Below are 14,788 nucleotides of genomic sequence, written 5' to 3'. Positions count from 1 at the left end.
TCGGCTGCTCTTAGTAGCCTCGTTGTTCGACGATACCGTCGACAATCGCCTGCGGCACCTCTTCGAAGTGCGATGGTGTCATGCTGTAGCTGGCACGACCCGACGAAAGGGTTCGCACGATGGTCGAATAGCCGAACATTTCGGCCAATGGGACCTGTGCCTTGATCACGCACACATTGTGGTGACCGTCCATGGAGCCGATCTTTCCGCGGCGGCGGTTGAGATCGCCCATGATGTCGCCCTGGTACTCTTCCGGTGTGGTTACTTCCACATCCATCATAGGCTCGAGGAGACTTGGCTGCGCGTTCTTCATTGCGTCACGCATTGCGAAGATCGCCGCCATCTTGAACGCGTTCTCATTCGAGTCCACGTCGTGGTACGATCCGTCGGTGATATCCACATGGCAGTCGACCACCGGGTACCCGGCGATCACACCATTGCGGAGCGCGTCGTCCACACCCGCGAAAACCGCATTCATGAACTCCTTCGGAATCGATCCACCCACTGTCTTGTCAGCAGTGGTGCTGCCAGCACCGCGCTCGCGTGGTGCGACATTCAAAATCACATGGCCGTACTGACCGCGGCCACCGCTCTGCTTCACCAGTTTGCCTTCGCCATTGGCGGCGGCACCGATGCTCTCGCGGTACGCGATCTGCGGCTTACCGGAACGTGCGTCGACCTTGTACTCACGCTTGAGTCGGTCACTGATGATCTCCAAGTGGAGCTCACCCATTCCGGAAATAATGGTCTGCCCGGTTTCCTCATCGGTCTTCACCAGGAAGGTCGGGTCTTCTTCAGACAGGCGCTGCAAGCCCTTGGCCAACTTCTCCTGATCAGCCTGTGTGTTCGGCTCGATTGCCATCGAGATCACCGGCTCAGGGAAGGTAGGCGGCTCAAGCAGGACATTACCCTTATCGAGAGTCAAGGTATCACCGGTAACGGCGTTCTTCACACCCACCATTGCGGCGATGTCACCGGAGTAGCAGGTCTCCACATCCTTGTGCTCGTTTGCTTGGATCTGGATCAGTCGTCCCACACGCTCACGCTTGCGGGTACGCGGGTTAAACACCACGTCACCCTTCGAGATCGAACCCGAATAGACACGGAAGAAAACCAGCTTCCCAACGAACTTGTCGGACCAAAGCTTGAACGCCAACGCCACAAACTCACCGTTGTCGTCGGTCTCGACCGGGACAATCTTATCCAGATCATCCACGTCGTGACCGGTCGCGGCCGGAATGTCGATTGGGCTAGGCAGGTAGTCCACCACTGCATCGAGCAGCGCCTGAACCCCTTTGTTCTTGAACGCCGAACCACCCGCAACCGGGATGAACTGGTTGGCGATGGTTGCGCGGCGGATCGCTGCCTTGAGCTCGTTTGCGCTGATTACCTCTTCCATGAGGAACTTCTCAGCCAACTGCTCGTCGACATCGGCGACCTTTTCGGTCAGCTCAGCCAGCGCAAGTTCGGCTTGATCCTTCAACTCACCGTCCAGCTCGCGGATCTCGTAGGTCGAGCCCAGCACGTCGCTGTCGGAGTAAAAGATCGCCTTTTGATTCACCACGTCGATCTGCCCTTTGAGGTCATCCTCAGCGCCGATCGGAATCAACACTGGAGCCGCAGGTGCATTGAGCTTGGTGCGCACATCCTCCACCACTCGGGCGAAGTCTGCTCCCACGCGGTCCATTTTGTTCACAAACACAATGCGTGGCACATTGTACTTGCTCGCCTGGCGCCAGACAGTCTCGGACTGAGGCTGAACACCAGCCACCCCACAGAAAACCACAACCGCTCCGTCAAGCACTCGCAACGAGCGCTCCACTTCAGCGGTGAAGTCAACGTGACCCGGGGTGTCGATGATGTTGATGCGCTGATCAACACCAGTGAAGAGAGTATCGACTCCTTCGTTGGCAAGCTGCTTCCAAGAACAGGTGACCGCCGCGGAGGTAATGGTAATTCCACGCTCACGCTCCTGCTCCATGTGGTCGGTGGTGGCTGCACCATCGTGCACCTCACCGAGACGGTGGATCATTCCAGTGTAGAACAAAATACGCTCGGTGAGCGTTGTCTTACCGGCATCAATGTGCGCAGCGATCCCGATGTTACGGGTACGCTCAAGCGGGAACGCGCGCTTTGGCGAGCTCAATGCTTTGGATGCTGTAGCAGTAGCGGACATGATGAAAAAGAAGTCGGTCGTAAATTAGTTACCTCTTGGGGGCGGTCGGCCCGCGGCGCTGGAATATCAGCACCGCGGGCTCGCCAACAAAGTCAGTCAATCAATCGGATATCACCAACGGAAGTGAGCGAAGGCACGGTTGGCCTGCGCCATCTTGTGGACGTCGTCGCGCTTACGCACGGCCGCACCCTGGTTGGCTGCAGCGTCCTTGATCTCGTTGGAGAGAGCGACGTGCATTGGAGTACCGCGGCGCTTACGAGCGGAATCAACGATCCAGCGGATCGCCAACGAGCGCTGACGCTCAGGGCTCACTTCGAGTGGCACCTGGTAGGTAGCACCACCCACACGACGGCTCTTCACCTCAACGCGAGGCTTTGCATTTTCGATTGCACGGTTGAGGAGCTCAAGCGGATCAACGCTCTCAGATCCCTCGTTCGCACGGTCGATTGCTGCGTACACGATGCGCTCGGCAAGCGACTTCTTACCCTTGAGCATGATCTTGGCGACGATCGCCCCGACCAATGCACTGTCGTAACGTGCGTCGCGGGTTTCCGGCTTTTCGTAAACTCGTTTTCTACGGGCCATATTCTTAGCTGATTAAAGTGATGAAAATTCTTACGAGAACGGGCACTACGCCTTAGGACGCTTGGCACCGTACTTCGAACGAGCCTGACGGCGCTTATCGACACCCAGGGTGTCAAGAGCACCACGCACGATGTGGTAACGCACACCTGGCAAGTCCTTCACACGACCACCACGCACGAGCACGATCGAGTGCTCCTGCAAGTTGTGACCTTCACCACCGATGTAGGCGATCACTTCAAAGCCGTTGGTCAAACGCACCTTCGCTACTTTACGAAGTGCGGAGTTCGGCTTCTTTGGGGTACGGGTCATGACCTGGAGGCAGACACCGCGGCGCTGAGGACAATTCTTGAGAGCCGGAGACTTCGACTTCTCCACCGGCACTTTGCGCCCTTTTCGAACAAGTTGGTTAATGGTCGGCATGTGATTTCGGATTCGGGTTCCTTTGATTGACTGCGTTTCCTTGTGCTTGAGCCTCGTTTTTCTCGCTCTCCCACAAGGGAAATTTTTTCATTTCAGGTGCGCAGCCGGAACCGCGAATCGATCCGATCCGATCCATTCTGCAGCCTCTTTTCCGGAGCCGCACCCGATAGGTTGATCAGTCACGATCTCTCGTAACTGCTTGATTCATCGCTCTTTCTCAAGAGCATGAGCCTTCCCCACTCAACAGAGCGGGACGGGACTATAGTACGCCCCAAGCACGTAGCAAGATTTATTTCGTATGCTCCTGCAATTTATCGCACGCCCAAGCCCCTCATTTCCAAAGTGTTTGCAGCGATCTCTCATTACCCTCAGCCAGAATCACAATAAGCGATCAGAGTTCAACACACCGCGGCACCTATGGCGGTGCGAACCAATCGCTCCATTCCTAGCCTCCCTGACGGAGGCCAGCCCGAGCAATCCCAGATCGACAACGCGTCGCCGACCTGATAAGCCGGACACCCTCTCCCTGCACCGCCCCTCTGATGCGCACACTCGCTAGAACCATCGCCGCCCTCTGCTACGCCCTTTCGATTACCCACGGGAGCACCCAGCCCGAAGAGGAAGCACGCGTGGGAGATCCCCGATCCCCATTGGAACACAGGCCCTACGCCAGCGACCTCAGCCCCGACCACCTTCCGCTCTATAAGATCCCAGGCCACATCCGCGATCTGAACGCACGCATCACAGACCTGCGCATAGAGCTGGACAAGATGCAGCCCCTCCGTACCCCGCAACTTGCCAGCTCTTTTGGCTACCACAGCTCATACCTGCCAACTGAAGAGCCCCTGCCCAGCAAGCCCCGCTGGGTAATGGAATTCCAAACCCCATTCCTCAATGGCCCGCTCGACCTCGTACTGGTCCCCGCTCATGACCACCGCAATCTGAGCGAAGAAAAGAGCTACGGCTTCCCAAAAAGGTTCCGGATCGTCACCGGCCCCGCAAACAAAGAAACAATCATCGCTGACTGGACCCAGCAAGATTTCCCCGACCCCGGTCTGCACCCGGTGTACTTCCATTCGCCATCGTTTACTTCTCAGCAGCCACGGATGGAAGTGTACCGAGGCCAGCAGGAAGGAGATCGGGAGTTCTTCGCTCTCGCCCGCGCGCACATGATCGTCAGCAATGAGGTCCGCAAGATCAGCGCAGCAAAAGCATCATCCAGTTTCGAGGCGAAACCCTATTGGAGCACGGATTACATTAACCACGAATCCGGCGTGCTGGGTCTCCCGCTTGGCGAATTGGCAGAATGCGCGCCCGATCTCGTCCTCCCGATGGACACCTCCGTGACCGATGCCCCGCTCATCATCGAAATCGACCTCGGGCGGAACACCCACATCGGATGGATCGACCTACTCCCCGCACAGAGCCCGGAGACCATCGCAGTCCCGGGCTACGGGTTCCCCGGCTCTATCAAAATCGACATCGCCCGCTCCCTCCCAAACGGGCAACGCGGAGAAACGAGCACGGTTCTCAAGCAATCCCTCTTCGAAAACCCGGACAACAACATCGTCCACATCCCCGGCCTCCATGCGTTCGGCCGCTTTGTGCGCATCCACTGCAACCACTTCCCTATCCACCAAGAGACCGCGGTATTTTCTATGGGCGAGATCGTGGTCAGCCAGCAAGACGCTCCGCTCAGCAACCAGCGCCCGGTGACCCTCTCAATTGGAGGGCACCAGCTCGAATCAGCCGGTGCGCTGCTGGTAGACGGCCACGCACAAGGCAGACAAGTGATCGACCTCGTCGACTGGCTACAGCAACTGGCAACGGCCAAACAGATCGACGCCGAATTACGCACCCTGCAAACCCAGCTGGAAGCGACCGAAACCCGTTGGCAGAACTTCATCACATGGATCAAGGGCATAACGTCCGCGGCGGTCGCGATCGCTGTTATCGCGACCATTATCATCCTCGCGCTCAGCAAAAGGCGGCAGAACCTGAAACTCAGGAAGCAGATCAGCTCAGACCTTCACGACGACGTGGGCAGCAAAGTCGCCGCCATTAGCCTCGCCTCCACCTATGTGAAGAAGCACGCGACCGAGCCAAGGGTCCGCGAACGAGGGGAACGAATCCACGACATAGCGCACGACATGCATCAAAGCTTACGCGACGTCCTCTGGCTCACCGACAAAGACACCGACACCCTGACTGAACTCGTCGAGAAGCTCTCCTACACCGCCCAGAGACGCATCCCCAGCGAGACGCTGGAACTCCAGATCCCTTCGCTCAGCCAACTGCCGAAGCGCACCATCAGCGTCGGAACCAAACGCGACATCTTGCAGTTCTTCCGCGAAGCGCTCCACAACGCATCCTCCCACGCAAACGCGTCGGTGATCAAAGTCGAGATTTCCTGGGTTGCAAAATCACTCCGCATCACCATCTCAGACAACGGATCAGGCTTCACCCCCACAGCCAACGACTGCCAGCCGCGCTCGGTGTCCCAGCACCACGGCTTGCGCAACATGCGCGACCGTGCCATCAGATTGAAGGCATCCTATGACGTGAAGAGCGCCGAAGGCCAAGGCACCACGGTGTCCCTGCAAGTCCCAATCCATTGACCCCAAACCTATGACCCCACACCCGCCACGCGCCACCACCAACGTCTGGGTCGTAGAAGATTCCGACGCCTTCCGCCTTGAGCTGACCGAGCTGCTCGACGACGAACCCACCATCACCTGCCAGCAAAGCTTCAGCACCGCGGAAGACGCTCTGGCAGCGCTGGCGACCAATCCCGCCCCGGATGTCATGCTGGTCGACATTCAACTCCCGGGCGCCAATGGGATCGAGCTCATCCGCCAGGTCAACGCCTCGCACCCCGCACTCTGCACCATCGTCCTCACCATCTCCGAGAACCGCCAAACCGTCGTCAGCGCAATCTGCGCCGGCGCATCCGGCTACCTACTCAAGAACGACGACTTCTCAGACATCGTCGACGGCATCCACATGGTCGCCGATGGCGGATCCCCGCTCAGCGGTGCCATCGCATCGATGGTACTCGAGCTCTTTAAGAAAGCCCCACCGGCAGCGGAGGACCAAAGCCTCAGCGAAAAAGAGATCAAAATCCTCAACCTCCTGGCCGACGGAGAAATCAAAAAGGAAATCGCCTACCAACTTGGGATCGCCCCAGTCACCGTGGATTACCACCTGCGCAACATTTACAAAAAGTTGCATGTCAACTCACAAGCAGGAGCCGTCGGCAAGGCCCTGCGAAATGGTCTGATCTGACCCACCCACTGGATCGTCAGCCGCCCGGGACGCCCTGACTACATGGTCGTGTAGTAGACGCCTCGTCGCGGCATCTTCTAGCCTGCGCACCGTGTGAAACTGCGCCCGCGCCCCGGCACGCCCGGGCACCGGCTCAACCACACACCATAACCGCAGCGGCCCCCGCGCACTGGACACTCCAGACCGCGGCAATCACGCCGACTGCTCCTAGAAAACCCGATCCAACACAGATCAACACATGAAAAAAAACATGCTCATCACGGCAGGTGCACTCGCCCTCGCGGCATCCGCACAAGCCGCCACCACCATCATCGACGGCGCTATTCGCGGCGGTGACTTCACCGACACCTCCCTTTGGACCGCTGCCAACGCCGGCGAAACTACCCAGTTCAATACCAATCTCAATTCACCTGGCAGCGGCGGGCGAAACGCAGTCATCGGCTCCGAAATCAACGGAAACCCGAACATCTCTTTGGCCCAGAACACAGGCTACACCATCGCTTTGGGAGACCGCTTCAGCGGATCGTTCGCTTGGCGCGACGCCTTCGGCTGGGATACCGGCGAAAGCATCGACATGACGTTGTTCTACACCGACACCGATGCGATCGACGGCGCCCGCACCAGTCTCTTCACCTTCAACAGCGGCAGTGAAGTTACCGACGTGACCTGGGAAACCGAAACCTTCGCTATGACCACCGGCGCCGACATCAACGCTGCGGGAAGAACTCTCTTCATCTCGTTCACCGGCAATACCATAGACTTGGACGGCTCCAACAACGCTCAAGGCTCCTTCGCCCGCCTCGACGACGTCTCCCTCTCAGTGACTACTGTGGCAGCCGTACCTGAACCGACCTCCGCGGCACTCCTCGGACTCGGAGGACTCACATTGATCCTCCGCCGCCGTAAGTAATCCGACCCAACCCCAAGCCGGCCGATTGCGCCCACCGGCGCAGTCGGCCGGCACACCCTCCCCTTGCCCCGGCCTCTGCCTCACGACTGATGACTTTCCGACCGTTCGCGTTCGCCCTCTTTTCTACGGCGGCTCTTTCCGCCTCCCCATTGATCAACTCGAATTCCCTCAACGGCAGCTTCGAGCAAGGAGACAGCCAAACCTCGGTGACCAACTGGCAAACCGGGTTTGGCAGCGGCGAAACCCAACGTTTGCAAAACAACGCATCCAATGGCGCATGGTCACTCGTCATTGGCCAAAGCCCGGGAGACCCCAACCTTGGCGCAGCCTGCTCCACCGGCCACAGCGCTGCCTCCGGAGACCGCTTCGACCTCAGCTTCGACTGGCTGCCCAAGTTCGGTTGGGACGCCGACGACGAAATCCGCTGGAGACTCATCACCACCTCCGACAACACCAACACCGGCACCGTTGCAGAGATCGCCAGCGGCACGGTCTCCGGGTTCGGAGAAGGCGCCGGCTACCAGAGCGCCACGATTACAGGCATTTCTGGAGTGACTTCCGCCCACCAGGGAAAATCGGTCTGGCTTCAGTTCATCCGCGGCAACTCGTCCACCAGCGAGTTCGCCCGCGTCGACAACGTCCAACTCTCCGTCACCTCGGATCCGACACCGCAATACGTCGCCCACGCACCCGAGCACCTCGCCGCCTACCTTCCGCTCAACGGCGACCTGCTCGACTACAACCTCCAGTCCCCTAGCTTCGACGCCAACTGGACCACAGGCGGAGGGTTCACTGACGGCATCATCGACCAACAGGCAGCAGCCTTCAACGGATCACAGTCCGCCACGCTCGAGCACCTGCTCGGCAATGACTTCACCCTCTGCTTCTGGATGAAGTCCGACTCAAGCACCGGCATCAAGGGCATCCTCGACGCCGCAGGCACATCCGCCAATGGCATCGGCATCCACCAATCCGGATCCCGTATCAAACTCACCGCAGGCCCAACCAACGCCACGTTCAGTAATTCGTTCCTTTCCACTGGCGAGTGGCACTTCATCTGCGCCCAACGCCACGCTCTGAGCGGAACCCTCAGACTCTTCGTCAACGGAGTCCTTGAAGCCGAATCCATCGCCGAACCTGGACAGCGCGACACCACGCTCCCTCTGACCTTGGGCGCACTCAGCGGCGGGACCAGCCCATTCATCGGAGCTCTCGACGACGTCCGCATCTACCACAGCCTTCTCGACCTCGTCAGCATCCAGCAACTCTACCAGTCCCAGGGGGATTTCGACCGCGACACACTCAGCGACTTCACGGAAATGGTCGCCGGCTCGGATTGGACCACGCCCACCCAGGGTATCGCCCCAAGCCGCACCGAAATCGATGCCGCCAGTGGCACGGTCCGCATCACGTTCGACGCACTCGCCAGCCGCACCTACCAACTCCAGCACAGCGCATCACTCGACGCCCCATCGTGGACCAATGTCGGGGATCCCATCACCCCCGACTACCACGGTCCGCTCTCATTCACCGAACCCTTCATCCCCAACAGAGGCCAGTTCTACCGCGTCCAGGTCACCGGCCGCGGACCGGTGCGTGAGAAACGCCCGAACATCGTCTTCATCTACGGCGACGACGTCGGCTACGGTGACGTCCGCGCCTACAACCCACAAAGCAAAATCCCCACCCCCCACATCGACAAACTCAGCGCGGAAGGCCTCCGCTTCACCGACGGCCATTGCACCGCCTCCACTTGCTCGCCATCGCGCTTCTCGCTCCTCACCGGAATCTTCGCATTCCGCCACGGAGTGAACATCATCCCGCCCACAGGCCCACTCGCCATCCCCGAGGACATGTACACCCTGCCGGACATGCTCAAGGACAACGGCTACCACACCGCGGTGATCGGAAAATGGCACCTCGGCCTCGGCTACGGAGACGACTCCATCCAATGGAACGGCGAGATCAAACCCGGACCACTCGAGCTCGGGTTCGACCACTGCCTCGTCATCCCCACCACCAATGACCGCGTCCCAAGCATCCTCATGCAGGACCGCAACCTGGTCGACGCCGATTACCACCACGACGCCCAGTCCGGACTTGGCTCGGTCACGGTCAAGCCACTCAGCGGAGACGATCCCGTCCACGTCCACAACCGCGACTTCAATGCCGTCAACCAACCCGGCAGCACGATCCACCCACGCAGCTCTGCCACCCCGCTCTATCCGAGCGACGGCCAACACAGCAACACCTTCATCAACAACATCGGCAGAATCGGATTCTTCTCCGGCGGTGCCGATGCCCTCTGGCGCGACGAAGACCTCGGCCCGCTCTTCACCCGCAAGGCGGTCGACTACATCAAATCCCAGGACGGAGAGACGCCCTTCTTCCTCTTCTTTGCCTCCCAGGACATCCACGTCCCGCGAGCACCACATGAAATGTTCCAAGGCGCGACCAACCTCGGCTGGCGCGGCGACGCCATGGTGCAGTTTGATTGGACCACCGGCCAGATCCTTCAAGCCATCAAGGACGCCGGCCTGGAGGAAAACACCATCGTCATCTTCTCCAGTGACAATGGCCCCGTCTATGGCGACGGATACACCGACGGCTCGGCCGATGACTTCCAGCAAGGCCACGACGCCAATGGCCCGCTCCGAGGCGAAAAATACGATATCGAGGAAGGCGGCACCCGCGTCCCATTCATCGTCAAATGGCCGGCCAAGATCACCCCGGGCACGTCCGATGCTCTGGTCAGCCAGGTCGATCTGATGGCATCCATCGCCGAACTACTCGACCACCCACTCCCGGACGGCTCGGCCGTTGACTCCCGCAGCACGCTCGCCGCACTACTTGGCAGCGACCCCGTCGGTCAGGCCTTCACCGTGGAACAAGACAACACCGGAGCCGTCAAAGCCCTCCGCGTCGGTCACATGAAATACGTCCAAGGCAGACTCTACGACCTCTCCAAAGACCTCACCGAAACCACCGACATCTCAGCCCAACACCCCGACCTCACCCAGGCCATGGCCCAACAACTCAGCGCCATCATCAATGGCAACGGAGTGAGGGAATAGAGGGAAGAGCCAAGAGCTTCGTCCATCCCCCGTAAAGGCTTTTAGTGATCCGCAGATTTGAATCCTGGAATTCATCCCGCGGCCGCGGGATCGGCAAGCCGCCTCCCTGCGCAGCCGCTGACTCCATTCTGGCGTCTCATTTCAAATCTCCAACTGCCCTAGGATGTCACGCAAAGATCCCAAAGATCGCCTCCAGACCTCCCGCCCAGATTTTCTAACCCTCCCTGGAAGGGAGTCGCAACCCAGCCCAGGGTGACGGGAGCCTCAGGCGACCACCCCCTGGGATCCCCACGCACACAAACCTTTGGCCAAGCCAGCGACGCCGCCAAACTGCATCCCCCACCCGCAGGCCACACTGCACACGCCGACGCCCCTTCCCTTCGCTACTCCCTACTTGCTACACACTACTTCGCTCACACCGCAGGATCCGTCCCGCGTCGTCTTTGACCAACCGCGGCCTGAGAACATCGCCGCGCACTTCCTGCTCGAGAGCCTCTGCAGTCAACACCCCCTCGAGAGTACTCACACGCAATGATTGATCACTCAATGCGATTTCCCGCCCGGTCGCCTCGGCAACCACGCGGTTGTAATCCTCTTCACTACGGCCCGGCACGGGATGCTGCTTCACCCCCGCATACTCATTGGTGTAGATCGCTCCGGTCGCAAAATCCACCGCGAATGCAATCACCCCGGGCAGGACAAACAACACACAAAGCAGTCCATCCATAATCACCACTTCAGGATCAATCCTACCGCCAGTTCGCCCGCGTCGTTCCGGGTAAATCAGCGTCCCACAAGAGCTCAACGCCACCACACCGGCCACCGAACAAGCCGCCTTCTTCATCCACTCTCGTCGTGTCATTTCGTCCGCCATGCCAAAAGCTCACGAAACACGACAGGCTTAGTCAAGTTTGGCGTGGTCAGAATCCCCGCCAATTCCGGTTTCTGTCCTCACGCTCAGGTGCGGAGAAGGATTAGACTCAGCACAGCCTCCTTTGCGTGGCTTTTTTTGATCTCTGTGGCCGTCGTTCAGGAGCCCTTTCCGCTCGCCCACGTTTGCGAACAAGCCGCACCGCACAGACGGCAGGAATGCCGTCCCTCCAGCGCTTCGCATCGTTTCACGGGAGTCGATGGAGCAACCTCACTCTTGAGGTTGAGCGCAGCGCTCCGCATTTCCATCCACTTCGCTCAAAACGGACACCGCTCACTTCGCAAGCATCGCCCCCGGCTCGGCCTGCAATCCAAAGCAGTGATTCTCACTGCACTCCCAAAAGAACGCGCACCTCCGACGCTTGCGCCAAATCCTGTCGCTCATGTGAATCCTGTCTAAAAAGACAAACTGAAACAGGCACCGGTTCCGCCCACCGCCCTGGGTCTACGAAAAAACAACGCCGCACCCGGAGAGAATCCAGGTGCGGCGTCGTGAGTTAAAGCGCGTGGTGCGTTACCGAATGCTGCTTACTTGTCGTCGTAGCCCTTTGGGTGGTCTTTGTGCCACTTCCAGGCGGAGGCGACGAGGCTGGTGATGTCGTTGTACTTCGGCACCCAGCCGAGTTCTTCATTCGCCTTTTTACTGTCGGCGTAGAGCGCTGGCGGGTCGCCTTCGCGGCGGTCGTCCATTTCGTATGGCACGTCGAGGCCGGTGACTTCCTTCACCGCGTTGATCACTTCGAGCACCGACGACGGGTTGCCGGTTCCCAGGTTGTAGTCGACGCAGGTGCCCGGCGTGCCGAGCTTGTCGAAGACGGCGATGTGCGCGCGAGAGAGGTCGTCGACGTGAACGTAGTCGCGCAGGCAGGTGCCATCCGGCGTCGGGTAATCGCTTCCGAAGACCTTGAGCGCACCGCGACGGCCGGTGGCGGCGTCGAAGCAGAGTGGGATGAGGTGCGTCTCAGGCTGGTGGTCTTCACCGATCGAGCCATCCTCGGCGGCACCGGCTGCATTGAAGTAACGGAAGATCGCAGCGGAGAAGTCGCTGGTCTTGGTGATCGCGCGCAGTGCGTTTTCCAGATCGAGCTTGGTCTGGCCGTATGGGTTGATCGGGCTTTGCGGCAGCGTCTCAACGATTGGCAGCGATTCCACCACACCGAAGGTCGCGCAGGTGGACGAGAAAATGAACTTGTTGACGCCGGTGTCGACCATTGCCTGGATCAGCTCCAGCGTGGCACCGACGTTGTTGCGGTAGTACTTGAGCGGCTCGGTCACGGACTCACCAACGTAGGTGAACGCGGCGAAGTGCATGACGATGTCGATTTGCTCGTCCTTGAGGATCTTGGCCATGGCCTCGCGATCGCCCAGATCCGCCTCGTAGAATGGAACGCCGTCCTTGACTGCTCCGCGGTGACCAAAGGCGAGGTTGTCCACCACCACAGGACGATGCCCGGCTTCCACCAACTGGACCACACAGTGACTTCCGATATAGCCGGCACCGCCGACGACAAGAACGTTCATAAGAAAGAGAGAGATGTTGTTTATTTTCGGGTGCGGACCGATCGTCGCGCCCGCTGGAGGGAACATGCCGTGGTGACACCAAAAGATCAACCACGACGACAAATTCGGTTGGTTCGCCAGTCTCCCCTGAAGAGATGCTGGATTGATCCTCAGCGATTTGCCGGACGGCGGGTGACTGGTCGCGACGCGCCATATCTGTGTTATGGTGCGTATTCCAAAGGTTTCACTTTACCAATTCAGACCAGACCAAAATCTTGCGCATCCCATCCATCAACCTCCGCCATCTCAGTCTCGCCGCATTGCTCACTCTGATCTCCGGATCGCTGGCCATTGAGGCCGCCGACGAACACGATGGCCCACGGATGTCCACCAAGCGCGAACATCCGGTCAAACTGAGCATCCCCAAACCCACCCGCGACATCATCGTCACCAAGCCGATCATCATTGGCAAAGGCGAACACCGCGACTTCGAAGGCGCACGACTGATCGCCAAAGGGCTCGGCGACGGCAGCCAACGCGAGGGCCAGCGCCCTGTGCTTGCCTTGCTGCGCGGGGCTTCGGTCAGCAACCTCATCATCGGCAAACCCGGCGCCGATGGGATCTACTGCGTCGGCGACAACCTGCTCAAGAACGTCTACTTCGAAGACGTCGGAGAAGACGCCCTCACCATCAAAGGCGGCCCCGTCATCTGGGACGGTGGCGGCGCCCGCAAAGCCGAAGACAAGATCGTCCAAATGAACCACAAAGGACCATTCATCGGACGCAACCTGATCTTCGAAGACTTCGGCAGAGCTGTGCGCGGCAACGGCGCGAAAAAGCACCGCAACACACCCTTCAAGATCGAGCTCTACCACGTCCGCGCAGTGAACGGCGGCTCGTTGGTCAAGATCACCTCGAAAGGCAGCCGCGCAAAATTGGATGACGTCGTCACGTGGGACGTCCGCAACTTGGTTAGCAAATCCAACGGTGCCAAATCCGACCAGGGCGAGGTCTACAAGTACTGAGATGATGACTGCCAATCAGATGGAGAGCGCGACTCTTCTCACTTGACGCAGCAGCCTCAGCCGCCTCCTTAGACGGTGCCTCCATCGCCCAAACAATTCAGCAAACTTACAGCCCGCCGGACCGCCCTCGCCGTTGTCGCGGGAGCGGCTGCAGTCTACGCCCTCGCCCACATCAGCTCGACCGGTGGTGGATTCTCCAACCACACTGGCGACGCCCCTCCCCCTGCTGCACTACACGTCCCCGAAGCCACCCGCGACGTCGTCGTCACCGACACGATATTCATCAATCGCGGCCGCCACGTGGACTTCCAAGGGATACGGCTCATCCCGATGGACCTTGGCGACGGCAGCCAAAGAGAAGACCAACGTCCGGTGATCGAACTAGCAAGCGGCGCTTCAGTGAGCAATGTCATCATTGCCGCCCCCGGCGCCGATGGGATCCACTGCTACGGCGACAACACACTCGAAAATGTGGTTTTCGAGGACGTAGGAGAAGATGCTGTAACAGTGAAAGGCCCGCGGGTGACGTGGCAACATGGAGGTGCCCGCAATGCGGAAGACAAGGTCGTCCAGATGAACCACCAAGGACCGTTCATCGGCCGCAACCTGGTCTTAGAAGACTTTGGCAGAGGCGTGCGAGGCAACGGAATGCGCCGCTACCAACGCACACCATTCGAAATAGAGTTACACAACGTGCGCGCGACAAACGGCACCTCGCTGGTAAAGCTCACCTCAAAAGGAAGCCGCGCAAAACTTCGCAACGTGGTGACTTGGGGCGTCACCCATGTCGCACGAGTCTCCAATGGAGCGAGCGTGGATCACGAAGCCACCATCAAGTATTGACCTACGCCCCGGCCAACGACCGCCAGTTGACCACCCAAGC

11 protein-coding genes are annotated in these 14,788 nt (G+C 59.4%); 6 read left to right on the top strand and 5 right to left on the bottom strand.

The annotated features are described in order from the left end of the window. Positions 1 to 10 precede the first annotated feature (10 nt). The 3 genes from fusA to rpsL form a co-directional block, all read right to left on the bottom strand. A complete protein-coding gene (fusA, locus tag G3M56_RS04325; RefSeq protein WP_164364501.1) occupies positions 11 to 2,176 on the bottom strand; it encodes an elongation factor G in 2,166 nt (721 codons plus the stop codon). A 111-nt stretch (positions 2,177 to 2,287) separates the two neighbouring features. Further along, positions 2,288 to 2,761, bottom strand: a complete 474-nt coding sequence (gene rpsG / locus G3M56_RS04320) for a 30S ribosomal protein S7 (protein WP_164364499.1) — start codon at positions 2,759 to 2,761, stop codon at positions 2,288 to 2,290. Between the two features lie 45 nt (positions 2,762 to 2,806). Then, complete coding sequence (gene rpsL, locus G3M56_RS04315) at positions 2,807 to 3,181, bottom strand: 30S ribosomal protein S12 (protein ID WP_164364496.1); 375 nt, start codon at positions 3,179 to 3,181, stop codon at positions 2,807 to 2,809. A gap of 542 nt (positions 3,182 to 3,723) precedes the next feature. On the opposite strand from rpsL, the gene G3M56_RS04310 reads away from it, so the two are divergent. The 4 genes from G3M56_RS04310 (at position 3,724) to G3M56_RS04295 (ending at position 10,450) form a co-directional block, all read left to right on the top strand. Continuing rightward, on the top strand, positions 3,724 to 5,799 hold the full coding sequence (locus G3M56_RS04310; RefSeq protein ID WP_164364494.1) for a sensor histidine kinase: 2,076 nt from the start codon (positions 3,724 to 3,726) through the stop codon (positions 5,797 to 5,799). Positions 5,800 to 5,809: 10 nt separating this feature from the next. After that, positions 5,810 to 6,466: a response regulator gene (locus tag G3M56_RS04305; protein WP_164364492.1), complete on the top strand. Its 657-nt coding sequence runs from the start codon at positions 5,810 to 5,812 to the stop codon at positions 6,464 to 6,466. A 238-nt stretch (positions 6,467 to 6,704) separates the two neighbouring features. Then, positions 6,705 to 7,376 (top strand): PEP-CTERM sorting domain-containing protein, encoded by a 672-nt coding sequence (locus tag G3M56_RS04300; protein WP_164364490.1) that lies wholly within the window; start codon positions 6,705 to 6,707, stop codon positions 7,374 to 7,376. 89 nt (positions 7,377 to 7,465) lie between these two features. Next, entirely contained in the window at positions 7,466 to 10,450 is a 2,985-nt protein-coding gene (locus G3M56_RS04295; protein ID WP_164364488.1) for a sulfatase-like hydrolase/transferase, read from the top strand. Positions 10,451 to 10,847: 397 nt separating this feature from the next. Here G3M56_RS04295 and G3M56_RS04290 read toward each other — a convergent pair whose 3' ends face one another. Continuing rightward, positions 10,848 to 11,324 carry a hypothetical protein gene (locus tag G3M56_RS04290; protein ID WP_164364486.1) on the bottom strand — a complete coding sequence of 159 codons (477 nt, stop codon included), beginning with the start codon at positions 11,322 to 11,324 and terminating at the stop codon, positions 10,848 to 10,850. A 584-nt stretch (positions 11,325 to 11,908) separates the two neighbouring features. Continuing rightward, the gene (galE, locus tag G3M56_RS04285; protein ID WP_164364484.1) at positions 11,909 to 12,901 is read right to left on the bottom strand and encodes a UDP-glucose 4-epimerase GalE; all 993 of its coding nucleotides are present in this window, start codon (positions 12,899 to 12,901) and stop codon (positions 11,909 to 11,911) included. A gap of 254 nt (positions 12,902 to 13,155) precedes the next feature. Here galE and G3M56_RS04280 point away from each other — a divergent pair, with 254 nt between their 5' ends. Beyond that, complete coding sequence (locus G3M56_RS04280; RefSeq protein WP_164364482.1) at positions 13,156 to 13,905, top strand: pectate lyase; 750 nt, start codon at positions 13,156 to 13,158, stop codon at positions 13,903 to 13,905. 75 nt (positions 13,906 to 13,980) lie between these two features. Then, complete coding sequence (locus tag G3M56_RS04275) at positions 13,981 to 14,748, top strand: pectate lyase (protein ID WP_164364481.1); 768 nt, start codon at positions 13,981 to 13,983, stop codon at positions 14,746 to 14,748. Positions 14,749 to 14,788: the final 40 nt, after the last annotated feature.

Origin of the sequence: Sulfuriroseicoccus oceanibius (assembly GCF_010681825.2) — a bacterium.
GTDB classification, from domain to species: domain Bacteria; phylum Verrucomicrobiota; class Verrucomicrobiia; order Verrucomicrobiales; family SLCJ01; genus Sulfuriroseicoccus; species Sulfuriroseicoccus oceanibius.
This window is presented reverse-complemented; position numbering and strand designations above follow the sequence as displayed.